The 25,146-nt window shown below is 52.4% G+C and carries 24 protein-coding genes, 1 tRNA gene and 1 pseudogene; 11 read left to right on the top strand and 15 right to left on the bottom strand.

Annotation, left to right across the window (positions count from 1 at the left end; all coding sequences use genetic code 11):
• Positions 1 to 2: 2 nt before the first annotated feature.
• Genes FDX22_RS16745 through flhA form a run of 4 tightly spaced genes read left to right on the top strand, consistent with a single transcriptional unit; the run spans position 3 to position 4,265 of the window.
• Positions 3 to 275 (top strand): flagellar biosynthetic protein FliQ, encoded by a 273-nt coding sequence (locus FDX22_RS16745; protein WP_117342007.1) that lies wholly within the window; start codon positions 3 to 5, stop codon positions 273 to 275.
• 1 nt (position 276) lies between these two features.
• Positions 277 to 1,059 carry a flagellar biosynthetic protein FliR gene (fliR, locus tag FDX22_RS16750; protein WP_117342006.1) on the top strand — a complete coding sequence of 261 codons (783 nt, stop codon included), beginning with the start codon at positions 277 to 279 and terminating at the stop codon, positions 1,057 to 1,059.
• Positions 1,049 to 2,188, top strand: coding sequence for a flagellar biosynthesis protein FlhB (gene flhB, locus FDX22_RS16755; protein WP_137363204.1), 1,140 nt, complete (start codon positions 1,049 to 1,051; stop codon positions 2,186 to 2,188). Before fliR ends, flhB begins: the two co-directional genes overlap by 11 nt.
• A complete protein-coding gene (gene flhA / locus FDX22_RS16760) occupies positions 2,172 to 4,265 on the top strand; it encodes a flagellar biosynthesis protein FlhA (RefSeq protein ID WP_117342004.1) in 2,094 nt (697 codons plus the stop codon). Before flhB ends, flhA begins: the two co-directional genes overlap by 17 nt.
• Positions 4,266 to 4,302: 37 nt before the next feature.
• On the opposite strand, the gene FDX22_RS16765 is transcribed toward flhA, so the two are convergent.
• Positions 4,303 to 5,064: a C40 family peptidase gene (locus tag FDX22_RS16765; RefSeq protein ID WP_096758196.1), complete on the bottom strand. Its 762-nt coding sequence runs from the start codon at positions 5,062 to 5,064 to the stop codon at positions 4,303 to 4,305.
• A 348-nt stretch (positions 5,065 to 5,412) separates the two neighbouring features.
• On the opposite strand from FDX22_RS16765, the gene dpaA reads away from it, so the two are divergent.
• Positions 5,413 to 6,153, top strand: coding sequence for a peptidoglycan meso-diaminopimelic acid protein amidase (gene dpaA, locus FDX22_RS16770; protein WP_117342003.1), 741 nt, complete (start codon positions 5,413 to 5,415; stop codon positions 6,151 to 6,153).
• Here the strand turns inward: dpaA and FDX22_RS16775 are convergent.
• Together FDX22_RS16775 and lpcA are read right to left on the bottom strand one after the other, a co-directional pair.
• Positions 6,124 to 6,891: a class II glutamine amidotransferase gene (locus FDX22_RS16775; protein WP_115259356.1), complete on the bottom strand. Its 768-nt coding sequence runs from the start codon at positions 6,889 to 6,891 to the stop codon at positions 6,124 to 6,126. The two genes, dpaA and FDX22_RS16775, sit on opposite strands and share 30 nt — an antisense overlap.
• Before the next feature lie 111 nt (positions 6,892 to 7,002).
• Positions 7,003 to 7,581, bottom strand: coding sequence for a D-sedoheptulose 7-phosphate isomerase (gene lpcA / locus FDX22_RS16780; protein WP_096758199.1), 579 nt, complete (start codon positions 7,579 to 7,581; stop codon positions 7,003 to 7,005).
• 239 nt (positions 7,582 to 7,820) lie between these two features.
• Here lpcA and fadE point away from each other — a divergent pair, with 239 nt between their 5' ends.
• From fadE to FDX22_RS16795, 3 genes are all read left to right on the top strand, one after another.
• A complete protein-coding gene (gene fadE, locus FDX22_RS16785) occupies positions 7,821 to 10,265 on the top strand; it encodes an acyl-CoA dehydrogenase FadE (protein WP_117342002.1) in 2,445 nt (814 codons plus the stop codon).
• 109 nt (positions 10,266 to 10,374) lie between these two features.
• Positions 10,375 to 11,142 carry an amidohydrolase gene (locus FDX22_RS16790; protein ID WP_135912543.1) on the top strand — a complete coding sequence of 256 codons (768 nt, stop codon included), beginning with the start codon at positions 10,375 to 10,377 and terminating at the stop codon, positions 11,140 to 11,142.
• Positions 11,143 to 11,297: 155 nt separating this feature from the next.
• Positions 11,298 to 11,708, top strand: a complete 411-nt coding sequence (locus FDX22_RS16795; RefSeq protein ID WP_096758202.1) for a Spy/CpxP family protein refolding chaperone — start codon at positions 11,298 to 11,300, stop codon at positions 11,706 to 11,708.
• Between the two features lie 26 nt (positions 11,709 to 11,734).
• On the opposite strand, the gene FDX22_RS16800 is transcribed toward FDX22_RS16795, so the two are convergent.
• The 9 genes from FDX22_RS16800 to FDX22_RS16840 form a co-directional block, all read right to left on the bottom strand.
• Entirely contained in the window at positions 11,735 to 12,448 is a 714-nt protein-coding gene (locus FDX22_RS16800; RefSeq protein WP_228758121.1) for an EAL domain-containing protein, read from the bottom strand.
• A 1-nt stretch (position 12,449) separates the two neighbouring features.
• A complete protein-coding gene (locus FDX22_RS16805) occupies positions 12,450 to 14,117 on the bottom strand; it encodes an O-antigen ligase (protein ID WP_146717506.1) in 1,668 nt (555 codons plus the stop codon).
• Position 14,118: 1 nt separating this feature from the next.
• Positions 14,119 to 14,661, bottom strand: coding sequence for a fimbrial protein (locus tag FDX22_RS16810; RefSeq protein ID WP_117341999.1), 543 nt, complete (start codon positions 14,659 to 14,661; stop codon positions 14,119 to 14,121).
• Between the two features lie 9 nt (positions 14,662 to 14,670).
• Complete coding sequence (locus FDX22_RS16815; protein WP_117341998.1) at positions 14,671 to 15,735, bottom strand: fimbrial protein; 1,065 nt, start codon at positions 15,733 to 15,735, stop codon at positions 14,671 to 14,673.
• A complete protein-coding gene (locus FDX22_RS16820) occupies positions 15,732 to 16,337 on the bottom strand; it encodes a fimbrial protein (RefSeq protein ID WP_146717507.1) in 606 nt (201 codons plus the stop codon). The genes FDX22_RS16815 and FDX22_RS16820 overlap by 4 nt, the downstream gene beginning before the upstream one ends.
• A 13-nt stretch (positions 16,338 to 16,350) precedes the next feature.
• The gene (locus FDX22_RS16825) at positions 16,351 to 17,127 is read right to left on the bottom strand and encodes a molecular chaperone (RefSeq protein WP_135912549.1); all 777 of its coding nucleotides are present in this window, start codon (positions 17,125 to 17,127) and stop codon (positions 16,351 to 16,353) included.
• Positions 17,128 to 17,153: 26 nt separating this feature from the next.
• Positions 17,154 to 19,625, bottom strand: a complete 2,472-nt coding sequence (locus FDX22_RS16830; RefSeq protein ID WP_137400449.1) for a fimbria/pilus outer membrane usher protein — start codon at positions 19,623 to 19,625, stop codon at positions 17,154 to 17,156.
• A 42-nt stretch (positions 19,626 to 19,667) separates the two neighbouring features.
• A complete protein-coding gene (locus FDX22_RS16835) occupies positions 19,668 to 20,216 on the bottom strand; it encodes a fimbrial protein (protein WP_117341994.1) in 549 nt (182 codons plus the stop codon).
• Between the two features lie 69 nt (positions 20,217 to 20,285).
• The gene (locus FDX22_RS16840; protein WP_117341993.1) at positions 20,286 to 20,834 is read right to left on the bottom strand and encodes a fimbrial protein; all 549 of its coding nucleotides are present in this window, start codon (positions 20,832 to 20,834) and stop codon (positions 20,286 to 20,288) included.
• A 649-nt stretch (positions 20,835 to 21,483) separates the two neighbouring features.
• Between FDX22_RS16840 and FDX22_RS16845 the strand changes: the two genes are divergently transcribed.
• Positions 21,484 to 22,272, top strand: a complete 789-nt coding sequence (locus tag FDX22_RS16845; RefSeq protein WP_117341992.1) for a winged helix-turn-helix domain-containing protein — start codon at positions 21,484 to 21,486, stop codon at positions 22,270 to 22,272.
• Position 22,273: 1 nt separating this feature from the next.
• Complete coding sequence (locus FDX22_RS16850) at positions 22,274 to 22,792, top strand: hypothetical protein (protein WP_117341991.1); 519 nt, start codon at positions 22,274 to 22,276, stop codon at positions 22,790 to 22,792.
• A 157-nt stretch (positions 22,793 to 22,949) separates the two neighbouring features.
• Here the strand turns inward: FDX22_RS16850 and FDX22_RS16855 are convergent.
• Together FDX22_RS16855 and dnaQ are read right to left on the bottom strand one after the other, a co-directional pair.
• A tRNA-Asp gene (locus FDX22_RS16855) sits at positions 22,950 to 23,026 on the bottom strand.
• 133 nt (positions 23,027 to 23,159) lie between these two features.
• The gene (gene dnaQ, locus FDX22_RS16860) at positions 23,160 to 23,888 is read right to left on the bottom strand and encodes a DNA polymerase III subunit epsilon (protein ID WP_197737705.1); all 729 of its coding nucleotides are present in this window, start codon (positions 23,886 to 23,888) and stop codon (positions 23,160 to 23,162) included.
• On the opposite strand from dnaQ, the pseudogene rnhA reads away from it, so the two are divergent.
• Positions 23,842 to 24,418 (top strand): annotated as a pseudogene (gene rnhA, locus FDX22_RS16865) (ribonuclease HI). The gene dnaQ and the pseudogene rnhA overlap by 47 nt on opposite strands.
• Here rnhA and FDX22_RS16870 read toward each other — a convergent pair.
• The gene (locus tag FDX22_RS16870) at positions 24,415 to 25,137 is read right to left on the bottom strand and encodes a class I SAM-dependent methyltransferase (RefSeq protein ID WP_146717508.1); all 723 of its coding nucleotides are present in this window, start codon (positions 25,135 to 25,137) and stop codon (positions 24,415 to 24,417) included. The pseudogene rnhA and the gene FDX22_RS16870 overlap by 4 nt on opposite strands.
• Positions 25,138 to 25,146 lie beyond the last annotated feature (9 nt).

Raw genomic sequence — 25,146 nt, forward strand, 5'->3', positions numbered from 1 at the left:
TTATGTTAACGATTGATGTAGCAGCCGATATTGTCGCCAGCGGCATAAAAGTCGTGATTATCCTGGTCTGCGTGCTGGTCGTGCCCAGCCTGTTGGTCGGCCTGTTGGTCAGCATTTTCCAGGCGGTGACGCAGATTAACGAACAGACCCTCAGCTTTTTACCCAGGCTGATTGTCACGCTGGCAGTATTGGGGATTGCCGGGAAATGGATGATCGTCCAGTTGAGCGATCTCTGCGTGCATCTGTTCACTCAGGCCGCCATTCTGGTGCACTGACATGCGCGAAACCGATATCACACAGCTAAGCAGCCTGATCCTGGGCATGTGGTTTCCCTTCGTGCGCATTATGGCGTTTATACACTATGCGCCGGTGCTGGATAACGCCGCGCTGACGGTCCGCATACGTATCGTGCTGTCACTGGCGCTGGCATTCATCATTACGCCGTTGATCCCCCACCCCGTCCCCAGCAGCCTGCTGTCAATAAACAGCATCATCCTGACCGCAGAACAGTTTCTGTGGGGTATGTTGTTTGGCCTGATGCTGCAGTTTCTGTTTTTAGCACTCCAGCTAGCCGGGCAGATCCTCTCGTTTAATATGGGGATGAGTATGGCGGTGATGAACGATCCCAGCAGCGGCGCATCGACGACAGTGCTGGCGGAAATGATCAACATTTACGCGGTAATTCTGTTCTTCGCGATGGATGGGCATCTGCTGCTGGTGAGTATTTTATTCAAAAGCTTTACCTACTGGCCGATTGGCAATGCGCTGCATCCGCAATCTCTCCGCACTATTTCCCTGGCGCTGGGCTGGGTATTTGCAGCCGCCACGCTGCTGGCGCTACCAACCACGTTTATCATGCTGGTTGTTCAGGGCTGCTTTGGTCTGCTGAACCGCATTGCGCCCCCACTCAACCTTTATTCCCTGGGCTTTCCTATCAATATGCTGGCGGGTCTGGTCTGTTTCGCCACCCTGCTGTACAACCTGCCCGACCACTATCTGCACCTGGCGAATTTCGTCCTGCAGCAGCTCGACGCGCTAAAGGGACACTATGGCGGATAGCAGCAGCGAAGAAAAAACAGAAAAACCCTCGGCGCAAAAACTTCGCAAAGCCAGAGAGGATGGGCAGATCCCGCGTTCAAAAGACATGGGGCTTGCCGCCAGCTTGTTTGCCGCATTTATGGTGATCTCCAGCAGCTTTCCCTGGTATGAAGATTTCGTGCGCGAAAGCTTCATCAGCGTGCATCAGTACGCACAGAATATTAATGACCCGGATATCATCGGACAGTTCCTCGAACATCATCTGCTGATTCTGGCGAAATTTATTCTGACGCTGTTGCCGATGCCCGTAGCCGCCCTGTTTGCCTCGCTGGTGCCGGGTGGATGGCTGTTCCTGCCGAAGAAAATTTTACCGGACTTCAGCAAGTTAAGTCCGATTAAGGGCATAGGGCGTCTGTTCTCCACAGAGCATCTGGTGGAAACCGGAAAAATGACGCTGAAGGCTATCGTGCTTTTAATCATGCTGTGGATAACCCTGCGCAATAACTTTGCCTCGTTTCTCGGGTTACAAGAGCTATTTTTTAAACAGGCGATTAGCGATGGTCTATCACTCTACAGCAGCGTGATGCGCAACTTTGTCATCTTGTTTATCTTTTTTGCTCTCGTGGACGTTCCTCTGGCGAAAAAAATGTTCACCAAAGGGCTGAAGATGACCAAGCAGGAAATAAAAGAAGAATATAAAAACCAGGAAGGTAAACCAGAGGTTAAAGCGAGGATCCGGCGTTTGCAACGGCAAATGGCGATGGGCCAAATTCGCAAAGTGGTACCGAAGGCCAACGTAGTGATCGTCAACCCAACGCACTACGCCGTCGCCTTACAGTATGACCATGCTCGCGCCGCCGCGCCGTTCGTTGTCGCCAAAGGCACGGATGAAATTGCACTGTATATCCGCCAGGTCGCTGCAGAGAACAACATTGAAGTCGTTGAGTTTCCCAAGCTGGCACGCTCTGTTTATTACACCACCCAGGTGAATCAGCAAATTCCGTTTCAACTTTATCGGGCGATTGCCCACGTCCTGACCTACGTCCTGCAAATGAAACACTGGCGTGACGGAGCACAAGCACGCCCTTCACTGAACAGACATATTTCCATTCCAAAAGAGGTTCTTAAACTGGATGCCGAAAATAACTAAACAATTCATGGCGCTGCTGCGTAACGGCAATATCGGCGTGCCGCTGGTGATCCTGTGTATTCTGGCGATGGTGATCCTGCCGTTACCACCTGCACTTTTGGATATTCTGTTCACCTTTAACATCGTGCTGGCGGTGATGGTGCTATTGGTGGCCGTTTCCGCAAAACGACCACTCGAATTCAGCCTGTTCCCGACCATTTTGCTGATTACCACCCTGATGCGACTGACGCTAAACGTGGCGTCAACGCGCGTGGTGTTACTGCATGGCCATATGGGTGCCGGTGCCGCCGGTAAAGTGATCGAGTCCTTCGGTCAGGTGGTGATCGGCGGTAACTTCGTAGTCGGCTTTGTGGTGTTTATCATCCTGATGATCATCAACTTTATCGTGGTCACCAAAGGTGCTGAACGTATCTCCGAGGTGTCCGCCCGCTTTACGCTGGACGCGATGCCCGGTAAACAGATGGCGATTGATGCCGATCTGAATGCCGGGTTGATCAACCAGGCGCAGGCGCAAACACGACGCAAAGACGTGGCGGGTGAGGCAGATTTCTACGGTGCGATGGATGGTGCTTCAAAGTTCGTGCGTGGGGACGCTATCGCCGGGATGATGATCCTGGCCATCAACCTGATCGGCGGCGTCTGTATTGGGATCTTTAAATACGATTTAAGCGCTGAGGCCGCGTTCCAGCAATACGTGCTGATGACCATCGGTGACGGCCTGGTCGCGCAAATCCCGTCTTTGCTGCTGTCGACGGCGGCAGCGATTATCGTCACGCGCGTCAGCGACAGCGGCGATATTGCTACCGACGTACGTAGCCAGCTGCTGGCCAGCCCTTCGGTGCTCTATACCGCCACCAGCATTATGTTCGTGCTGGCCGTTGTGCCGGGCATGCCACATTTCCCGTTCCTGGCTTTTACGGCGCTGTTAGGGTTCACCGCCTGGCGCATGAGCAAGCGTCCGAAAGTCGCCGAGACTGAAGAGAAAAATCTCGAAACGCTGACCAAAACCATCACCGAAACCACCGAGCAGCAGGTCAGTTGGGAAACCATTCCGTTAATTGAGCCCATTAGCCTGAGTCTGGGCTATAAGCTGGTGGCGCTGGTCGATAAATCGAAAGGTAATCCGCTGACCCAGCGTATTCGTGGCGTGCGGCAGGTGATTTCTGACGGCAACGGCGTGTTGCTGCCTGAAATTCGTATCCGCGAAAACTTCAGACTGAAACCCACGCAGTACGCCATTTTCATCAATGGGATTAAAGCGGATGAGGCGGATATCCCCTCAGATAAGCTGATGGCGCTACCCTCCAGCGAAACTTACGGCGAAATAGATGGCGTGTTAGGGAACGACCCGGCCTACGGGATGCCCGTTACCTGGATTGTGCCGGCGCAAAAAGCCAAGGCATTAAATATGGGGTATCAGGTTATTGACAGCGCCAGCGTCATTGCCACGCACGTGAATAAGATTATTCGTCGCTATATTCCCGATCTGTTTAATTACGATGATATTACGCAGTTACATAACCGCCTGTCGTCCATGGCACCGCGTCTGGCGGAAGATCTCAGTGCAGCGCTGAATTACAGCCAGTTATTGAAGGTTTACCGGACGCTGCTTATCGAAGGCGTTTCATTACGCGATATCGTTACCATTGCCACCGTGCTGGTTGCCAGCAGCGCGACCACCAAAGATCCCATTCTGCTGACGGCAGATGTCCGTCTTGCGCTGCGTCGCAGTATTACTCACCCGTTTGTACGCAAAGATGAGCTGGCGGTCTACACGCTCAATAGTGAACTGGAGAATTTACTGGCAAACGTGGTCAATCAGGCACAGCAAAGTGGCAAAGTGATGCTCGACAGCGTACCGGTCGATCCGAATATGCTTAATCAGTTCCAGACCAATATGCCGCAGATAAAAGAACAAATGAAAGCCGCGGGGAAAGAACCGATATTGTTGGTCGCTCCACAGTTACGTCCGCTGCTCGCTCGCTATGCTCGTCTGTTCGCGCCGGGGCTACAGGTGCTGTCGTATAATGAAGTGCCGGATGAGCTGGAATTAAAAATTATGGGCGCGTTGAGCTAACGCGTGATGAGGCGGTGCTGAAAGTACCGCCTGACTATTACAGAATTGTATTTTCCGTCAGAATTCGTCGGGCACCGAGATAATGATCCTGCCAGAAAGGTTCGGACAAGGTGCTGACCCGGATCGTTTCGCCGGTACGTGGCGACTCAATAAATTGCCCCTGCCCCAAATAGACGCCCATATGATCGGCAATATCCCGGCTGTGAATATGGAAAAACAGTAAATCACCACGACGTAAATCGCGATTAGAGACAATTGTCGCCCGCCGATAGTGATACATTTCATTGGCAGTACGGGGCAGTTTCGCCGCCAGAATTTTATTGTAGGCATAGAAAACGAGCCCGCTGCAGTCAAAGCCTTCATCCGGACGGGTTCCCCCCCACAGATACGGTTTACCTAACTGTTGCTCAAGGCGATGAATCGCCACTTCGGTGATGTTGTGCAGGTGATCGCTACTGAGAAAATGAGGATTTTCGGCGAGTTCCTGCCAGCGATGATCGCTGGCTTTAAGCGGACCTGGGAACCACTCCGGGTGCTGTTTAATCTGCACGCGATTCTGCTGGCGCAATGCCTTTTTACTTTCCGCATTACCTTCTACCACGTAGCTGGCCTGCTTTTTTACCTGCACATGATACTGCTTTAGTAAACGGGCACGATTACGCATACGCAACTGCGCCGCATAGTTTAAGGGGGTATTTGATAAGACAGGCTGAACTTTGGCGATACACGGTAATGACAACACGACACACAAAGACAGCAGGCCCGGCAAAAGGCGTCGGGGTGCAGTGGCAAAAGACATGAAAAAAGAATACCTGGTCAAACACGTTCGGCGCAGTGTACTGCTATTGGCGGGGTATCTTTTTTAATATTTGATTATTAATAGATTAATTTTTTAAATTCAATAGATTAGAAAGTCAGTATTAATCTTATGCAATGGACGGGTAGCAGCGACAAATTACGCCGCTGTCTGACTGTCTTTAAGTCCAATTTTGCGTATAAAGAGAAACTAAAGTGTAAACGCAGCACGAGAAACTTGCGAAAAACTTTCTTGGTGCTAATGTGAGCGCTCCAAATCCAGATTTATCCGATTTGGCGGCTCTATTTGCCGTCCTGGCGTGTGTAACCGTTTTATCAAGGAATAAGCAGTATGCGTAAAATCGCATTTTTTCTTGCGATGCTTTTATTACCGTGCGTTTCATTTGCCGGTTTGCTGAGCAGTAGCAGTCCAACTGCACCTGTCAGCAAAGAATATAAGCAGCAATTGATGGGATCTCCTGTCTATATTCAGATCTTTAAAGAAGAACGCACGCTGGATCTGTACGTCAAGATGGGCGAACAGTATCAATTGCTCGACAGCTACAAGATCTGTAACTATTCCGGCGGGTTAGGACCCAAGCAGCGCCAGGGCGATTTTAAAAGCCCGGAAGGGTTTTACAGCGTACAGCGCGGTCAGCTCAAACCGGATAGCCGCTTTTATAAAGCGATTAATATTGGCTTTCCCAACGCCTACGATCGTGCGCACGGATACGAAGGTAAATACCTGATGATCCACGGCGCCTGCGTTTCTGTCGGCTGCTATGCCATGACCGACAACGGCATTGATGAGATTTTCCAGTTTGTCACTGGGGCGTTAGTATTTGGCCAGTCCAGCGTGCAGGTCAGCATTTACCCGTTCCGCATGACCGATGCCAACATGAAGCGCCACCAGAACTCGTATTACAAAGAGTTCTGGTCACAGCTAAAACCGGGATACGACTATTTTGAACAGACGCGTAAGCCACCGACTGTTTCCGTGGTCGATGGTCGTTACGTCGTTAGCAAACCGTTGAGCCATGAAGTGATTCAGCCACAGCTGGCGTCAAACTACACGCTCCCCGAGACAAAATAGCGCCCATTCACCTGGCATAATCTTTTGCCAGGTTTCATTGCCCGTCAGCGGCTGCGTAGCGATCACGGTGACCACATCATTGGGTGTGGTCTCGGAGCTAAAGTCGATTTCTACATCCTGATCCAATAACGTCGCCACGCCGAAAGGTGCGCGGCGGGTGATCCAGAACAGATTGGTCGAACAGAACGCCATCACGTAGCGCCCGTCGGACAACAACATGTTGAAGACGCCCTTCTCACGCAGTTCCCCGGCCAGGACGGCAATATATTTAAACACCGCAGTCATGTTGCCCGGCGTACGCGGATAACGTTCAACCAGCTTATGTAGCAGCCAGCAGAACGCTTTTTCGCTGTCGGTTTCTCCGACCGGACGAAAATTACCGGTTTCCAGCGATTTATAACCGCTTAGCTGTCCGTTATGGGCATAGGTCCAGTTGCGCCCCCACAGTTCACGCGTGAACGGATGGGTATTTTCCAGCGCCACTTCTCCCCGATTCGCCTGACGAATATGAGCAATCACGGAACAGGATTTGATGGGATAGTCTTGTACCAGTTTGGCGATAGGCGAATTAAAGCTGGGTTGCGGATCTTTAAATGTACGGCAACCCTTACCTTCATAAAACGTAATCCCCCAGCCGTCTTTGTGCGGCCCGGTACCTCCCCCGCGCTGAACCAGCCCGGTGAAGCTAAAGCAAATATCGGTTGGCACATTGGCGCTCATCCCGAGCAGTTCGCACATATATCACCTACCTTAAAACGCTGAACTGCCTGATGGCGTTACACTTATCAGGCCTACGCAAAACGCAAGTAGGCCGGATAAGGCTTCAGCCGCCATCCGGCAATAGCCTTCTTACTTAACCATCTCTTTTTCGATCAGCTGAATCAGAATATGAATCACTTTAATGTGAATTTCCTGAATACGGTCAGCATAGCCAAAGTGCGGGACGCGAATTTCAATGTCGGCGCTGCCGGCCATTTTGCCGCCATCTTTCCCGGTCAGGGTGATGACTTTCATTCCTTTCTCACGTGCAGCGGCAATGGCTTTAATCACGTTTGCCGAGTTACCGGAGGTCGAAATGCCTAACAGGACATCCCCTTCACGCCCTACCGCTTCAACATAGCGAGAGAAAATATAATCGTAACCGAAATCATTGCTGACGCAGGAGATATGGCTGACATCAGAGATAGCGATCGCCGGATAGCCCGGACGGTTTTCACGGTAGCGCCCGGTCAGCTCTTCAGCAAAGTGCATTGCATCGCAATGGGAGCCGCCGTTACCGCAGGAAAGTACCTTGCCACCCGCTTTAAAACTGTCTGCCAGCAGGACCGCCGCGCGCTGAATAGCGTGAATATTGGCGTCATCTTTTAAAAAATTAGCCAGCGTTTCCGCCGCTTCGCTCAGTTCGTTACGAATAAGATCCTGGTACATGAGGATATCCTTCAGCATGAATGTAAATGACAAGATGCAGTGTACCGGATAGCACTACAGGCGAGAAGCATAAGCCACAGGAATGGCTGTGGCTTTTGATTTTTTGTGCCGGTGAAAACAACAACAATGTGAGCTTTGTTGTAATTATTTTGTAAACACATTGCTAAAAGAATTTACATCCACTACAACCATATCATCACAAGTGGTCAGACCTCCTACAAGCAAGGGAGCTTTTCGATATGATGATTTTGAGTATTCTCGCAACGATTGTTCTGCTCGGCGTATTGTTTTATCACCGCGTGAGCTTGTTTCTCAGCAGCGTAATTTTGCTCGCATGGACGGCTGCGCTCGGCGTAGCTGGCCTGTGGTCGGTCTGGCTGCTGGTTCCTCTGGCCATTATTCTGGTGCCGTTTAACTTTACGCCGATGCGTAAATCCATGATCTCTGCGCCAGTGTTCCGCGGCTTCCGTAAGGTTATGCCGCCGATGTCGCGCACCGAGAAAGAAGCGATTGATGCCGGTACCACCTGGTGGGAAGGCGATCTGTTCCAGGGCAAACCGGACTGGAAGAAATTGCACAGCTATCCGCAGCCACGCCTGACGGCAGAAGAGCAGGCCTTTATTGACGGTCCGGTCGAAGAAGCGTGCCGCATGGCAAATGACTTCCAGATCACCCATGAATTAGCGGATCTGCCGCCAGAACTGTGGGCGTATCTGAAAGAGCACCGCTTCTTCGCGATGATCATCAAGAAAGAGTATGGCGGTCTGGAATTCTCTGCTTATGCACAGGCTCGCGTACTGCAAAAACTCTCCGGCGTCTCCGGGATCCTGGCGATCACCGTTGGCGTACCTAACTCATTAGGCCCGGGTGAACTGCTGCAACATTACGGCACCGAAGAACAGAAAAACCATTATTTGCCGCGTCTGGCGCGTGGTCAGGAAATCCCTTGCTTTGCGCTGACCAGCCCGGAAGCGGGCTCCGACGCAGGGGCGATTCCGGATACCGGCGTAGTTTGCATGGGTGAATGGCAGGGTCAGCAGGTGCTGGGTATGCGCCTGACCTGGAACAAACGCTATATCACGCTGGCCCCTATCGCCACCGTGCTGGGCCTGGCGTTTAAACTCTCCGACCCGGAAAAACTGCTGGGCGGCGAAGAAGATCTGGGCATTACCTGCGCGCTGATTCCCACCTCAACACCGGGTGTAGAAATTGGTCGTCGCCACTTCCCGCTGAACGTCCCGTTCCAGAACGGTCCGACGCTGGGTAAAGATGTTTTTGTACCGATTGATTACATTATCGGTGGCCCGAAGATGGCCGGTCAGGGCTGGCGTATGCTGGTGGAATGTCTGTCTGTGGGGCGCGGCATTACGCTGCCATCTAACTCGACAGGTGGCGTGAAATCGGTTGCCATGGCAACAGGTGCCTATGCGCATATTCGTCGCCAGTTCAAAATCTCTATCGGCAAGATGGAAGGTATTGAAGAACCGCTGGCGCGTATTGCCGGTAACGCCTACGTGATGGACGCCGCGGCGTCGCTGATTACCTACGGTATTATGCTCGGCGAAAAACCAGCGGTACTTTCCGCCATCGTGAAATATCACTGTACCCACCGCGGGCAGCAGTCAATCATCGATGCGATGGATATCACTGGCGGTAAAGGCATTATGCTGGGCGAAAGCAACTTCCTGGCGCGTGCTTACCAGGGCGCCCCGATCGCCATCACCGTTGAAGGTGCCAATATTCTGACCCGTAGCATGATGATCTTCGGCCAGGGGGCAATTCGTTGCCATCCGTACGTGCTGGAAGAGATGGCGGCGGCGCAGAACAACGATGTGAATGCGTTCGATAAGCTGCTGTTTAAGCACATTGGTCACGTCGGCAGCAATAAGGTACGCAGTTTCTGGCTCGGTCTGACGCGCGGGCTTACCAGCAGCACGCCAACCGGTGATGCCACCAAACGTTACTACCAGCACCTGAACCGTCTGAGTGCCAACCTGGCATTACTCTCAGATGTCTCCATGGCCGTGCTGGGCGGTAGTCTGAAGCGTCGCGAGCGTATCTCCGCGCGTCTGGGCGATGTATTAAGTCAGCTGTATCTGGCTTCCGCCGTGCTGAAGCGTTATGACGACGAAGGCCGCCATGAAGCCGACCTGCCGCTGGTTCACTGGGGCGTACAGGATGCGTTGTATAAAGCGGAACAGGCGATGGACGATCTGCTGCAAAACTTCCCGAACCGTTTCGTTGCCGGGCTGCTGAATGTGGTTATCTTCCCGACCGGTCGCCACTACCATGCGCCTTCTGACAAACTGGATCATAAAGTTGCGAAGATTTTGCAGGTGCCGAGCGCAACCCGTTCACGCATCGGTCGCGGTCAGTACCTGACGCCAAGCCAATACAATCCGGTCGGCTTGTTGGAAGAAGCGTTGCTGGACGTGATTGCCGCCGACCCTATCCACCAGCGTATCTGCAAAGAGCTGGGTAAAAACCTGCCGTTTACCCGCCTGGATGAACTGGCGCGTAACGCGCTGGCAAAAGGGTTGATTGATAAAGACGAAGCCGCGATTCTGGTGAAAGCGGAAGAGAGCCGTCTGCGCAGCATCAACGTGGATGATTTTGACCCTGAGGAGCTGGCGACCCAGCCGGTAAAGTTGCCAGAGAAAGTGCGTAAAGTCGAAGCGGCATAGCGATCGCGCACGACTTCCAGCCCCGCTTAACGCGGGGCTTTTTATTGCCACATTTTCGGTAATGCTCATGCTACAGTGTCAAAATGCTGTTCAACGAGGAGCCTCGATTGTGCCTGGTTTGAAAATTACCCTACTGCAACAACCACTGATCTGGATGGATGGCCCGGCTAACCTGCGCCATTTCGACCGACAGCTTGAAACCATCACCGGACGAGACGTCATTGTATTTCCCGAGATGTTTACCAGCGGCTTTGCGATGGAAGCGGCCAGCACGTCGCTTACGCAGGAAGAGGTTGTTCGCTGGATGCACGCCAAAGCGCAGCAGACAAATGCGCTAATCGCCGGCAGCGCCGCGTTACAGTCAGAACGTGGCCCGGTAAATCGTTTTTTACTGGTAGAACCCGAAGGATGCGTTCATTTTTATGATAAACGCCACCTGTTCCGCATGGCGAACGAGCACCAGTATTATCAGGCTGGAGAAGAACGCGTCATTGTTCAATGGCGCGGCTGGCGTATTTTACCGCTGGTCTGTTATGACCTGCGGTTTCCGGTATGGTCACGCAATCGCGAGGATTATGACCTGGCATTATATGTCGCAAACTGGCCTGCACCACGCTCACTGCACTGGCAGGCACTGCTGGTCGCCCGGGCAATTGAGAACCAAGCTTATGTAGCAGGATGTAACCGGGTTGGTAGCGATGGCAATGGCCATCATTATCGCGGGGACAGCCGGGTAATTAACCCGCAAGGGGAAATTATTGCCACCGCCGAGGCGCACCAGGCCACGCGGATTGATGCTGAGCTGTCGCTTACAGCATTGCGGGAGTATCGCGAGAAGTTTCCAGCCTGGCAGGATGCCGACCCGTTTACGCTATAGAGATATATCTTCTCTCCCGTTACGGAACGGTTTCCCCGTGGCGGGATTGTTTCACTCCGTAACTAACCGCAAAACAAATTCGCGTGGCGACATGCCTCAGGCAACGTATTCTGAAAATGATAATCACACGTAAATTCCCTTATCAGGATATCAAAATGAAGAAATTTGTACGCATGACTTTGCTGGCTGCTACCCTGGCGGGTGCCTCCTTTAGCACACTTGCAGCAAACGTATCCAACGTTCCGGCCCCGGCCCAGGATCCAGTGGTACAGCACCTGAAACTGAGCAATGACCAGGTGGCGCAGATTAAAAAGCTGCACCAACAGCTGGAAACCAATGTCAGCCAGATTTCGGTGAACGACGTTAAAGACGGCGTGCTGATTGACGTGATCAAGTCCGGAAAATGGGATGATGCCGCTGTTAAGAAACAGCTTGCCGCGTTCAGCAACATCGAACAGCAGGCACGTTACTACCGCGTGAAATACTACTTTGACCTGAGCAAAGTCCTCACACCAGAGCAGCGTAAGTTGGTGCAAAAAGATATCGCACAGACGCTGGGCGAGTAATGGCATAAGCCTGAACCAGCAATGGTTCAGGCTGTCAGCTCAGGCATTATTTCTTGCGCAAACAGAAATCCCTGCACGGCATCGGCACCGCTTACGCGACAGATGGCATAATCCTCCGGCGTTTCCACCCCCTCGATCACCACCCGCTCGCCCAGCCCGCGAAACTGGTTGATGAGAACTCTCAGCTGCCACTCCGATTCTCTGAACTGATGAAACATTCCGCTTTCAATTTTGATGGCATCGAACCGAACCCCAGACAGTCGCCAGACAAAAAATAGCTCGGGCGATACATCATCCAGCCAGACGCGGAACCCGTGGCGCACCAGGGATCTTATCGCAATACACACCGCCTGCTGTTCTGACTTTTCCAGACGCATCATGGTGCCTGGGTCCTGAATTTCGATCACAATACGCCCTTGATGCGCCCGTTTAATCAATCGTGTCACCCACGACATGCAGGTCAGCATCCGGACAGACACATTCAGGGAGTAGCTTCCCGGCAGCGCCAGTACCCGCTGCATTTGCCAAAGAAAGAGTTGCTGCTTCGCGGTTGTGGAAAGGTGCTTGAAAAAAAGATCCAGCGGTAACGACGTCCGAACCTGACTCAACACCTCACGGACATCCAGCGAGGCGTCATCAAAAAAATGAATGTGCTGTAAACGGATCCCGGTTATCCGCAGCAGCTCGGCATTGCGGGGACGTGCGGGTAGATATTGAGCCTGTTCGTTTGGTCTGTTCATGTCATTCCATTTTTTGATTAAAAGGACGTCGGGCATCCTGCAGCCAGGGGATACGGCGATCGTTCGGGTATTCACGATAAAAGCGTGCCGCCAGACGACGTGCTGCGGGCATGTCGCGCTGCTTGAGCGCCAGCAAGATTTGGATGTAGGAGACGTTCGGGTCAGGATGAACACGTACATAGTCAGGCGCCCAGCGTTGAACGTGCGCCAGCCAGCGGGTATCCCGGGTTCGCTGATAACGTTGCACATCGCCCATTGCAACATCAAACCGGTAGCGACTGACCAGCAACCAGCCCCCTACCGGGATCGATTTGGCCAGTCGCCACTGCTCTGCCCGCCGCTCCACCATCGTCAACTGCTGCTGCGTTTGTAGCGTGAGGAGCAATACCGGTGTTAAAAGCAAAAATGTAATAAACGCGGTCACGCACATCCCTTTCGTCACCGACAGCGCCAGCCGATACGCGTTTTCCGTGCGATCCGCACAACGTAGCAGCAGGATCAGCAGCAGCCAGTGAGGCGTCGACTGCCTGACGGGATATTCAGTCAGCATATGAATCGCCACCGGCAGCGCCGCCACCATGCAGGCGCGGTGCCAGCGATCGCCACGCCGCCAGAGCCAGAACCCTCCGGCAATAAAACAGAGCGTGCCCGCCAGTCCGACCATGCCGCCTTCGACCATCCATAGCACCAGCTCGTTGTGCGGGTGCGACATGCTGCTCAGTCCCAGATGGCCCGCGCGGTCAAGAAACAGAGCGGGAAAGCTGCCGATGCCCCAGCCCGTCCACGGTCGCGCCATAAACAGGGCCAGCGACGTTTTCAATACCGTCCAGCGCACCTGCGATGACGTCAAGTGCTCGACCGTCGCAACGGACATAACATGGCGCGCGGCCGCTCCTGCTAGCATTCCGACCACCAGCGGCAGCACAAGAAGCAGTAACGTCCGCCGCCGGGCGGGGAAAATCATCAGCAGCAGCGCTTCACCGACGACCAGTGACAAATACCCGGTTTGCGACTGTGATTCATGCAGCACAAACCCCATCACACCAAGGGCAAACACCATGGCGATTATCTTTCTGCCGCGTAGTCGCAGGGCCAACACTACCGACAGCAGGGTGCCGCAGGCGGTGAAGCTGGCCATCAGGTTAACCTGCTGAAAAATGCCGTAGGGCCGCGTACTGCGCCACCAGGCAAACTCCCAGTAGCCCACGCCCGGTAGATGCCAATACTGATAGACGAAGACGAGGCACTCGATAAGGCTGGCTCCCCATAACAGCGCCAGTAATGTCGTCAGGGTGTTCGCCGCCAGCGGAATTTGCAGCACCACCAGATAAACCAGCACACCGCCCAACAGCGCCCCAGCCACCAACAGTGACTCAGGTTGCCAGACTGCGGGCGTCATCAGACAGAGCAACGTCAGAATGAGTGAGCCTGCGATAAACCCGACGGCAGGCAAGGTGACGCGCCAGACCTGGCGAGGGGGTCGTACGGATACGCAGCCGGCTAATACAACTGCGTAGATCCAGGCCAAAATATTGAGCGGTAACGACAGGCCGCTGCCGCCATTATTCGGCCAGTAAAGGTGCATTGCCCCGCACCAGTAAAACAGGCTGAGCCCGAGAAATACTCTCTGCGCAGGCAGCGGGGCAAGGCGATTCAGTGTATTTTTCATACTATTGATAGTTCAGCGTCCAGGTCCCACTGGCGCTAAAAGGACCGTACTCAAGGGACTGATTTTTCAACGCTGTCGGCTGGGCCTCGACCCACGCCAGAAAATTCAGCGTCATCGATCCTTTGGTAATGTCTGTCACTGACGTACTCTCATCAAGCCGGATTGCCGCGCCGTCTTCTTCGCTCATCCCTATGCCGATCCCTGATGCGCCCCCCTGCTCGTGACTATCCAGTGCCAGATGATCGGGCAGTTCCGCATCTTCAGTGCCGCCGAAGGTCACGGAGATCCCACGAAAGACATCAGGATCGCAATCACGGAGCTGAATACTGAATTTTTCCGGCTTACCGCGCCCGGCAAGATAAAGATCCTGGGTCGCGATTTGCCCGAAATCGACCTCGATTTTGTCGCCACCCGGCGCAATACTACAGGCCAGCGCCCTGATGGTGCCGTGGAAGTGCATATCGCCGCCGACCAGTTTGGTGTCGGCCTGCACCGTACCGCCGATCAGCAGCGCGCTGAGCGTGATTAACGTCCTGAATATCATGGCATTACCTTACTGAAACTGCGCAACAACGGTGGCCGAAGCTTCAAACTCCCCCACCTTAACGCTACCCACGCCTGGCTTCGCTACCGGCGCGGCGGTGAGGTTCCAGTCGCCCTGATTCTGGTAAAAGCCCTTGACGTTATAGAACTGATTCGGCACCACAATGCTTCCACTCTCATCCTTCAGGACAATACCGAGGTCGTCGCGTTTTTCTCCGCTGCTGAGGGTGCCGAGGAAATGATCGTTAAACCCCGCCGTGCCTGAAGCCGTGGTGGTTTGTACGCCCAAATTGATGTTCAGCGCCCCTTGATCAAAACTGCCGCCTTCGCAGGACACATGAATCGGGATCGACTTGCTGAAATTGGAACCATTGAGCCGGGCGGCAGAACCGGGCAAATCGCCAAATTCGATACTGATTTTATCGCCCCGGTTAAAGGTGCATTTATCCGGCACGGTAATCAGCCCGGATTTAATCACCACGCGGGAAATCGCCGTTGTGGGTGTGGGTCCACCGCTTCCCATGCGCCCGGCGACCTCCAGCAACGACTGAGAAGTGATACTGATACCGTTAATAATGGGTTTGGTGACAATAAACGTCACTTTCCCTTTCGAACCACTTTCAACATTACTGGCGCGCACGTAGCCCTTTCGCTTTTTGCAAGTGTTGCTGTTGTTGCGGTTTGAAACATTGGTAAAGGGAGCCTGGACATATTTCTTATAGCCCCCGGCGACCCATACCTGAACATCGACATCCAGATACTCATTGAGTCGGAAACGGTTCGCCCCCTGACTTGAAGGTGGCATCGTGGTGGTGGTGGTGTAGTAAATAGGTTCTCGTGAGATATCGGCCTGCTGGCAATAAAAATTCACTACATACCAGCTCCCCAGATTCCATGGAAACGGCTCCGTTCGACCACCAACGTGGTTTTTGCTGACATCCAGCGAACTCAGTTCAATATCGTACTGATGCGGTGCCCCGCCCTCTGGTTCACCCTCTCCCTGGCTAAATGCGTGCGCCGTCAGCGGACAGCAAGCCAGCGCTGTCCAGAACAACGTTTTATGCCAAACGCTCATAGATACTCCAGCTTAAGTCTCACCAGACCGCGAAATTCACCAGCGCTGACCTCGCGCCCGATAGACTCCAGCGCGGCAAGAAAGTGAATAGCGTTATCTCCAGGTTTGAGGATCCACATGCGCTGCGGTTGGCTTAGATGGATCGGTTGCTGACGTTCGGTCATCAGCCGAATGCCTGCTCCTCGCACATTGCCATGGATCCGGGCCAGATCGCTGTTTCCCGGAGAACTGTCGGCCATCAGCGTCAGCGAGACGCCACGCTCCACCGTGCTGTGCGCCAGCTCAGGCATTTCGCTGGCCTGCCCGGGAAAATCCTGCAGGGCATGACCTGAGCCCTTTAAGCAGTCGTTCAGATACAGCGTGACCAACACCGAATCGCTACGATCGCCTCCCTGGTGAAACCGGCGGGCAGAAGTATCGCCAAGGTTGATGGTTTGATCGCGCGATGCCATATCCAGCACGCACGGTGAGACATAAACACGACCGTGAAAGCGAACGTTGCCATACTCGCCGGACACATGGCTCATATCCTGACGGCCGCTTTTGGCCTGAACCATCCCGGCCACTCCCAGCATCAGCAGGGCGCAAAGCATTTTTTTCATTTACCGAGTCCTGTTACCGGGGCTGTTGCTCCATCGGCAATGCCTGACACACATTGTCTGTACAGCGGTATTTCAGTTCGGGATGGCCGCCAAAATCGTTCACGTACATCATGCTGAACTGGCTGACATCGCCCTCTTTCACGCTGAAATCAAGAGACGACTTAGGCGAGATCATTATTCCGGGGAAGTCAGTCAGCCTGCCGCCGCCCTGCGCTTCCGGCTTGCGGCTCAAGCCAATTAAGGTCACGAAGTAAGGCGTCGGGTTATTCACGGTCCAGCGGGCGCCCTGCTTGTGGAACACCAGCTGGTTTTGCCATACCGCTCCGGGTGTTTCAGGCACAATTGTCGACGGACGGTAAAACAGTTTGATGCGTGACTGCATCGCCAGTTGCAGCACATTTGGCTTATCTGGCTTAGGTGGAATCTCACGAACATTCAGATAGAACAGGCTTTCGCGATCCTGCGGCAATGCGTTAATGCCGCCGGTTTTTGTTACCCGGGCAATGCCCTTTTGCCCGCCATTAATGCGCTGCAACGGCGGCAAAACCATCAGCGGCGAGGTGATTTTTGTCCCGCTGGCGTCCTCCACCCATGACTGCGCGAGGAATGGAATGCTCGGGCTCGTATTGCTTAAGTTCGCACTAACAGAGCGCGCATCGCCGGTGATGATCAGCCGGGTACGGTCAAGCGCAATGCCCGCCCACGCGGAATGGATGTCCGCGGCAAACAGCAAACCGCAGGCGACCGGCTTCAGCCAGCGCTGCACGGAGTAAATAGCTTGGTTATTCATGGTTCACTTCATTCAGGTAGTTAATATTATTCACAAGGCAACAGGACGTTACCTTCCGGGTTAGGTTGCAAAGGCACCGCCAGATGGCACTGCGCGCGCCCTCCCCAGGCAACGGAAAGGCGTTCGGCAGGTTTCACACCAGCAATCCAGGCCTCACCGTTTTCCATCACCATGGCGACACTCACGCCGTTGGCGTTAAACACCTCGGCGCCAAACGGTGGTACCGAGCCATCTTTCATACGCAGTTGGGCCATCATTTTTAGCCCCTGTGCGACGGCAAAGCGCTGATAGCCAATCGCTCCTTCAGTCAGGGTGTTGGTGACGATGGCTTTGGCTGCGGAAATATCCTCATCCATTGTGTCCACGTCGATACGGGTATCAAAGCTGTGGTAACTCACGACATCCGGTACCACGGCAATGCCAAAGCGGTTCGAGTGTGCCTGTTCGCCGTTCAGCGGCACGTTAGCGACGCCGTCGGTGTCAACCATTACGCGGGCGGTATTCATCGATGCCTGGCTATTGTGGAGCGCCGCTCCGTGACGGGTTGCAGTAAAACCACCACGCAAGGTGCCGCCCACGGAGAAGTAGCGTGACTGCTGCCAGCTGACATTAGATTCCAGCTCGGCCATCATGCTCCGGTGCTGGTAGTAGCCGTCAAAGGCGGTATGGCCTTCGCCGGAGAGTCCGGCGCGCAGGCGCCACGGATTATTTCGGTCACGGTTATCGGAATACGAAACCATCTGGCTGGTTTGGTTGCCGTTGTTCTGCAGCTCATAGTCCATTGAGCGGCCATCGCTCCACGGAATAGACAGCGAGAGCGAGAGGCTGTCATCCCGTTTTCCCTGGTACTCGGAGCGATATGCGGCAAGGTTGGTGCTGATCCCCTGAATGCCTGCAAATGAAAAACTATGACCCACCGACAGCCCATAGCGATCCTGCGAACGGCGATCCCAGTAGTTCTGGTGGGTATAGGTCAGATACAGCGTCGTGGAGAGGCGCGGATCGTCTGCAAAGAAGGTCTTATTACCGGTGATGGTGTACATCTCTTTCTCGTTCCCGGCGCTGTTATTATTTTTATATTGCTCATCGAGAAACTGCGAGAAAGAACGGAAGCTACGCTGTGAAAAACGATAACCGGCAAAAGTGATGGCGCTGTTGTATTCATCGAAGGTTTTGGCATAGCTCAGCTTAAAGGACATGCCTTTTTGTTCGTCCTGATGCTTCACCCGGCTGACGGATTGCGTCGCATCAGCCGACAACGCACCCAGCCAGCTCAGATCCCGCCCGATGCCCATCGACCAAGCGTTGTAGCGTTCACCTGTTAGCAGTGCCCCGCCGTACAGGGACCAGGCATTACTCACTCCCCATGAAAAATCACCGCTGTAAAATGCCGGCCCCTGGACATCATGGTTATAGAGTGAAGGCTTACCGACGGCGGTGTTGTAGCGAACATAGCCCGGACGTGTCAGGTAAGGAATATCAGCGGTATTGACCTGAAAAGTTTGCACGCTGCCATCTTGCTCTTCTACCCGCACATCCAGCGTGCCGCGTACCGAAGCATGCAGATCCTGAATATTAAACGGCCCCGCAGGAACGGTCGTTTGGTAGATCACGCGCTTCTGCTGGCTGACGGTCACTTTGGCGTTACTGCGGGCAATGCCGTGAACTTCAGGCGCGTAGCCTTGCAAATTTGGCGGTAGCATACGCTCGTCGCTGGCGAGGTTAACCCCGGTAAAGCGAACAGAATCAAAGACCTGAGAATTCAGATAGATTTCACCCACCGTCAGCTTCGCAGCCTGCATGGGCAATGGACGATAGGCGTAGATCTGATCCCAGTTAATCTGCCCGTGCTGATTATCAGAAGAGTAATCGGCCTGATACTGCCCGCGAAAACGCCAGCCACCAAGGTTGAACCCCGTTTGCCCATAGCCCGACAGCGAGCGGTAATGACCTCCGCCTTGTTCGTAGTGGGTGGCCTGACCCGACACGCTGTAATCAAAAATCAGCCCCGCGACGCCATTATCCCAACGTTCCGGCGGCGTCCAGTCAGGATCGGTATATTTCATCCATGCCTGCGGCACGGTAATGTCCAGAAGTCCGGCACTGTTATTCAACACCACGCCCGGCAGGCGGGATATGTCATGACAGGTCGCGGTAATCGGATGAATATGCGCCAATGCGTCTTCTTTGAGCGCAAGTAATTCGAGCTGTAGTGGTGACAGGCACGCCAGAGATTTATGTTTATTGTCAGGATCGGTGATATAGCGAATCGACTGCTGTGGGATCTCCTGCCCGTTAATACGAACATCCAGCAAATATTCCCCGGGGGTGACAAAGTTGCCTTCAGAAAAGCGCTGCAAATCTACGTTTTGCCTGTCGCTGGCATCCAGGACGTCGGTATTAAATTCAATAGCCTCATCCGCCTCAGCCCATGAAGCGCTGCAGACCAGAGCAATAATAAGCGCCAGACGTTTTTTATCTGTTTTCAGCGTAATCATTTTCGTTCGCAAACCTTCAGATACCCAAATTGCCGGAGCAGCTCAGAGATAATTCACAACAAAATGCGTAACCGCAGTAAATTCGCCGGATGTCATTCGTCCGTCGCGGGAGATTAAATAAGCTGTAAAATTGAGCGTATTTTTTCCAGGGTTTAGGACATAATCCGGAGAAGGCTCCCCCAGATGAATTTGCTGTCCGGTGCTATCAAATATTTCTATCGCTAAATCTTCAGTCGTCGACTGCACGCTCAGATAATCAGGGTTGTCGCGATCGGGCATGCCGGAAAAAGTGATATTTGCGCGCTGAAACACATTCTCTGAATGTCGAGAATCCCCTAATGAACATCCCAGCAAATGAATACTGAAACCATGCGCAGAGACTTTTTCTGGTCTCCCGGATATATCCCGAGCGGAGATATCATTAAATTCAACCAACAACGAACGATCGCGCGGATCGACATAGCAAGCAGCCTCAATAATATGTCCCCGCATGCGCATTTTGCCGGGCGTGCTGGCGACAGGCGCAGTGCCAGCCATGACCCACGCAGGCGAGATAAAGATAAAAAGCAGTAACGTTCGCCATTCAGGCATAACCGCATTTCCTTTCATTTATTCGCGGGAAGGCGTAAGCAGGCGCATTAATGCGCCTGCTGCAGACCATTACTGGTAGTCAATCTGGAAATTAACGGTAGATTCAAAATCACCCGGAGTGACCGCTGCGGAGGCATTATTTGCCTGCAGGTAAGCCACAAAATCGATGTCACTTTCACCATCGGTAATATTAACCTGAGAGGCAGCTTCACCCCATTTTACATCCTGGTTGCCGCTATCAATCATACCGATGCCCGCACCCTGTGCAGTACCTGAAGTAAATGCAGCCAGCGCGCTATTGTCCTGGTCAATTGTTGCTGGGGTATATGTTACGGTTGCGGTTTTGGCGACAGTGGTATCACAGCCCTGCAGAACGATTTTGGCGTGTTTAACACCAGCACGCTGGTTGTCTTTTAACTGAGACGTTGGGATTTCACCAAAGTTTACCTGTACCGGGCTGGATTCCGGTGCCAGGCCACATGCTGAATTCACCAGTGAACCGGTGAAATGAATTTTACCGTTGGTCGGCTCTACACTTTTTGCAGCGAAAGCAGAAGAGGCAGTAAAAGTCATTCCTGCCATCAGTGCACAGACGACGGCCACATTTTTCATTTTCATATTACTTCTAAACCTTATTTCTGTTCTGGTTATTTTGACGTGCTATTTCCACAGGCTACTTTTCCTGGGAAATATGGGTCTTCAGGTGGTAGACGCGCATTACCTTGCAAACATTCCTTCTCGAACCACCCTTGATTTTGAACGTTACTGGCATTTCATCCGAAATACCCTCCGCAGCCGTTCACGCTGTTTCGGGGCTTATATTAAATCGGCAATAAAATGAGACAACGAAAAATCGTGCTTTCAATCAAACTCAGGGAATCATGTTGCCTCCCCGCTATCACACCGATCTATCGCGCAAAAACCGCCTAAAATCGCAAGAAAACCAGTGTTAATACCTATCATTTATATCTTTTATAGTGTTTTTATCTATTGGATATTTTTTTATTTAGCTTAAAAAGGAGGAGCAATGTATTTATGAAAGTTTTGTAAAAATGCCAATGGATATCAAAAACGAGGAATGACAATAAGATAGGAGAAATGGGAAAGGATAATAGCGCACGTTCAGATAAACATTGAAATATTGTTATAAAAACATTAATAAAACGTTCAATAACACAGTCATTTTTCATAAATAAATTATGTTATGCTATTGCTTCAACCACTCGACTGTGAGATTCCATGCTTTGTTGCATCAAAGGAGATATCCGTGATTTCTCATATACCAATAAATAAGATTAAATCCGTAATTATTGGTGATGGATTAGTATTTAAACCACATAAAAATACGCTAAAAGATATCTCATCTGGTGAGATAGCCACATTGAATAATGTAGCAGTACAATTACTGATGTATTTGTTGCAAAATGGTAAAGATATCTCCACGCGCGACGAGATTCTACTCAATGTATTCCAGCATAATGGCGCTAGAGCGACAGATGCTAATCTCAATCAGCACATTTCATTTCTGCGCAAAGCAATAACGTCGACGGGGCACCCGGCAGAATACATCGTAACGATTCCGCGTACGGGATTTCGAATGGGTGACGTCAATATCAATATTCAGCAGCAAGAAGAAAAAAAGCCCCTCACCAGTACCGCTTCTTTTACATCGGTACGAAAGACAAAAAAACAAAACCGATGGCCTATAGCAATCACCGCATTAATTACCGGCATCGCCGTACTGGCAACAGCCTGGTTAACGTGGATACCAAATGAAATTGCCATGACCGATGCCTCTATTTTGCGTACCATCGATTACGAGCAATGCCGGGTACATATATTAGGGAATGCCCTCACAGACACCATTACTGAAAAGAAGGCGCTGGATATTTTTAAATCCGTCGGCATTAACCCGAACTGTTCAACCCCAAAAGAGCTGTATCTCAATACCTGGTCGAGCAACCATAATCTGGTTGACTGGTCGTTTGCGGCAGAATGCGGACTCAACCTCGGCTACTACCATTGCATCAGCCAGTATCGCCATCATGAGGAATAATATGAAACAGGAAAGCGATCGCTCTCCATTATTGTGGTCCGTCATGATTGCCATTTGCGGACTGGCGGCTATCGCTTTTCTCGTCGTCGCCGGAGATGCTAAGAAAAAGGAAATCAGTTTTTCCTGTTCCTCGGAATTCACGTCGATACTCGACATTCATAATACAAAAAAGGAGCTCAATGGGATCCTGCTGATAACCAGCTACAATTCCGGGCATCTCTCATTGTCCGTACAAGGGAAATTAAAAAGTGATGAAGGCGAGTTCAGCGTTAACCGCAAACTGTTCTTCCGTTACGCACGGCCGCTCGGCCATACCGCGGGGGTCTTCATGCTAACGCCCGAGGGACGTGAGAAATCGCCTGATGATAACGCAACGGATGCTGTGGATTATCTCTTCTTCGATGCCTACGAACGTACTGACAAACTGTATATGTTGAAGCACCTGAATAAAGAGACGGTTCTGATTGGCGATAATTTTTCACCCCGCTTTGCCTGCGTAATGAATCGCTTCTCCAGTTAAGCACACTGCGCTATTCATCAGGTTAAGGATGACCTGATGTGCTGCCGGGATCGACAGGACAGGGAGATTGATAGCCAGCCAGGGGGGGGGATGGGTATTTTGGGCGGATTAAAACGACGAAAGCCTGAATCATTGCTGATTCAGGCTTTCTGAATAGTGGCGGAATGGACGGGACTCGAACCCGCGACCCCCTGCGTGACAGGCAGGTATTCTAACCAACTGAACTACCACTCCGCGTTGTGTTCCGCTTGGGAACGAAGCGAATATTACGGATTGCCTCGCCCCTCGTCAACGCTTTTTCTCACGTTTTTAATCGTTTGCTGCAAAAATCACCCGAATAGCCATTTCTGCACGGTAAACGCGCAAACTATGCCCGCCAGAGGCAACTTCCGCCCTTCTTCTGAACCAGGTCAAGGCGCGACTCATGGGCCGCTAACTCTTCATCAGTGGCGAAAACAACACGTAACTTGCCGGACTGACGCACAATCCGTTGGATCCCGGTATCATTCTGCTGCTGGCTGTCACCTTCCATGGAAAATGCCATCGTGGTCTGCCCACCGGTCATCATCAGATAAACGTCGGCCAGAATCTGAGCATCGAGCAATGCGCCGTGCAAGGTACGCTTGCTGTTGTCTATCTCATAACGCGAGCATAGTGCATCAAGGCTGTTACGCTTGCCAGGAAACATCTTCCTCGCCAGCGCCAGGCTATCGGTCACTTTACAGAAGGTGTTCGTTTTCGGGATATCGCGATGGAGCTTTGCAAACTCATAATCCATAAAGCCGATATCAAACGATGCGTTATGGATGACCAGCTCCGCACCGCGGATGTAGTCAAGAAACTCATCGGCAACATCAGCAAAAGTGGGCTTATCGAGCAGGAATTCATCCGCGATGCCGTGTACGCCAAACGCTTCCGGGTCCACCAGCCGATCGGGCTTCAGGTAAACGTGAAAGTTATTGCCGGTCAGGCGTCGGTTCACCACTTCAACCGCACCGATCTCAATAATCTTGTGGCCTTCGTAGTGGGCACCGATCTGGTTCATACCGGTGGTTTCGGTATCGAGGACGATCTGCCGTGTAATTCCAGTGCTCATAGCGGTCATTTATGTCAGACTTATCGTTTATATCGATCTCTAAAACAGGAAGTCTACCAGAGATGCTTAAACAGGTAGAAATTTTCACCGACGGTTCTTGCCTGGGAAATCCAGGGCCAGGCGGCTACGGGGCAATTTTACGCTTTCGCGGGCGAGAAAAAACCTTTAGCGAAGGATACAACCTCACCACTAATAATCGCATGGAGCTAATGGCGGCCATCGTCGCGCTGGAAGCACTTAAAGAACAATGTGAAGTGGTGCTCAGTACCGACAGCCAGTATGTGCGCCAGGGTATTACCCAGTGGATCCACAACTGGAAAAAACGCGGCTGGAAAACCGCAGACAAAAAACCGGTCAAGAATGTCGATCTCTGGAAACGCCTGGATGCGGCGCTGGGTCAGCACCAAATCAAGTGGGAATGGGTCAAAGGCCACGCTGGCCACCCGGAAAACGAACGCTGCGACGAGCTTGCCCGCGCCGCGGCGATGAGTCCTACACAGGATGATGTTGGGTATCAACCCGAAGCTTAAGCGTCCGGTTTACGGTATTGCCGGGTTGCACCAACGGCCTGACGGATACGCGCTTTGCTTTTGTTTTGTTTCATTGGGTTAAGCGTAAGCGGGATAGTTCGCTTGCGCGCGACCACCAGCTGCATACATCCCAACGCCGGAATATGCGCACTTAACATTTTCCCCCCCTGCTTCTTCCAGGGCAAAACGTGAAAACGGCTGACGTGCAACACTTCGAAATTCAGCAACGAAAGCCAGTCCAGCTGGCGCATCAGCGTAAACATCCGGCTGTTGTAAGGTGATGTTTTACGTAATACCGGTACCAGCTTGCGCAGGCCCATCAGGCTGACCGGGTTGAATCCGCTCAGTATTAACCAGCCGTCATCGATAAGCACACGATCGGCCTCACGCAGTAAGCGATGCGGGTCGGAGCACCACGGCAGCGTATGCGCCAGCAGGCACACATCAACAGATTTATCGGCAAAGGGAAGATGCAGAGGATCCGCCAGCACCTGCATCGGCGAGCCTTGCGAAGAAACATTGACCTGATGAGAAACCGCGCACGCTTCGGAATTGATTTCTGCGCTTAAATTACCAATCTTAAGCAGATGAAAACCGTACATTTTCGCAAACCACGGGTTAAGCTGATACTCCAGCGCCTCACGATAGTGTTCGCCCCAGGGTAAATCATCCCAGCTCACGGGCGCTACGACAGTTTGAGGGAGCCTTGCCGGTTTCATCACAACCTT

The sequence above is a fragment of the Citrobacter sp. TBCS-14 genome (assembly GCF_005280805.1).
Classification (GTDB): domain Bacteria; phylum Pseudomonadota; class Gammaproteobacteria; order Enterobacterales; family Enterobacteriaceae; genus Citrobacter; species Citrobacter gillenii.

Coding starts and splice junctions, on each gene's coding strand:
- FDX22_RS16745 (WP_117342007.1), top strand. CDS start 3: ATGTTAACGATTGATGTAGCAGCCGATATTGTCGCCAGCGGCATAAAA.
- fliR (WP_117342006.1), top strand. CDS start 277: ATGCGCGAAACCGATATCACACAGCTAAGCAGCCTGATCCTGGGCATG.
- flhB (WP_137363204.1), top strand. CDS start 1,049: ATGGCGGATAGCAGCAGCGAAGAAAAAACAGAAAAACCCTCGGCGCAA.
- flhA (WP_117342004.1), top strand. CDS start 2,172: ATGCCGAAAATAACTAAACAATTCATGGCGCTGCTGCGTAACGGCAAT.
- FDX22_RS16765 (WP_096758196.1), bottom strand. CDS start 5,064: ATGTCTTTTGCCACTGCACCCCGACGCCTTTTGCCGGGCCTGCTGTCT.
- dpaA (WP_117342003.1), top strand. CDS start 5,413: ATGCGTAAAATCGCATTTTTTCTTGCGATGCTTTTATTACCGTGCGTT.
- FDX22_RS16775 (WP_115259356.1), bottom strand. CDS start 6,891: ATGTGCGAACTGCTCGGGATGAGCGCCAATGTGCCAACCGATATTTGC.
- lpcA (WP_096758199.1), bottom strand. CDS start 7,581: ATGTACCAGGATCTTATTCGTAACGAACTGAGCGAAGCGGCGGAAACG.
- fadE (WP_117342002.1), top strand. CDS start 7,821: ATGATGATTTTGAGTATTCTCGCAACGATTGTTCTGCTCGGCGTATTG.
- FDX22_RS16795 (WP_096758202.1), top strand. CDS start 11,298: ATGAAGAAATTTGTACGCATGACTTTGCTGGCTGCTACCCTGGCGGGT.
- FDX22_RS16800 (WP_228758121.1), bottom strand. CDS start 12,448: ATGAACAGACCAAACGAACAGGCTCAATATCTACCCGCACGTCCCCGC.
- FDX22_RS16805 (WP_146717506.1), bottom strand. CDS start 14,117: ATGAAAAATACACTGAATCGCCTTGCCCCGCTGCCTGCGCAGAGAGTA.
- FDX22_RS16810 (WP_117341999.1), bottom strand. CDS start 14,661: ATGATATTCAGGACGTTAATCACGCTCAGCGCGCTGCTGATCGGCGGT.
- FDX22_RS16815 (WP_117341998.1), bottom strand. CDS start 15,735: ATGAGCGTTTGGCATAAAACGTTGTTCTGGACAGCGCTGGCTTGCTGT.
- FDX22_RS16820 (WP_146717507.1), bottom strand. CDS start 16,337: ATGAAAAAAATGCTTTGCGCCCTGCTGATGCTGGGAGTGGCCGGGATG.
- FDX22_RS16825 (WP_135912549.1), bottom strand. CDS start 17,127: ATGAATAACCAAGCTATTTACTCCGTGCAGCGCTGGCTGAAGCCGGTC.
- FDX22_RS16830 (WP_137400449.1), bottom strand. CDS start 19,625: ATGATTACGCTGAAAACAGATAAAAAACGTCTGGCGCTTATTATTGCT.
- FDX22_RS16835 (WP_117341994.1), bottom strand. CDS start 20,216: ATGCCTGAATGGCGAACGTTACTGCTTTTTATCTTTATCTCGCCTGCG.
- FDX22_RS16840 (WP_117341993.1), bottom strand. CDS start 20,834: ATGAAAATGAAAAATGTGGCCGTCGTCTGTGCACTGATGGCAGGAATG.
- FDX22_RS16850 (WP_117341991.1), top strand. CDS start 22,274: ATGAAACAGGAAAGCGATCGCTCTCCATTATTGTGGTCCGTCATGATT.
- dnaQ (WP_197737705.1), bottom strand. CDS start 23,888: ATGAGCACTGGAATTACACGGCAGATCGTCCTCGATACCGAAACCACC.
- FDX22_RS16870 (WP_146717508.1), bottom strand. CDS start 25,137: ATGAAACCGGCAAGGCTCCCTCAAACTGTCGTAGCGCCCGTGAGCTGG.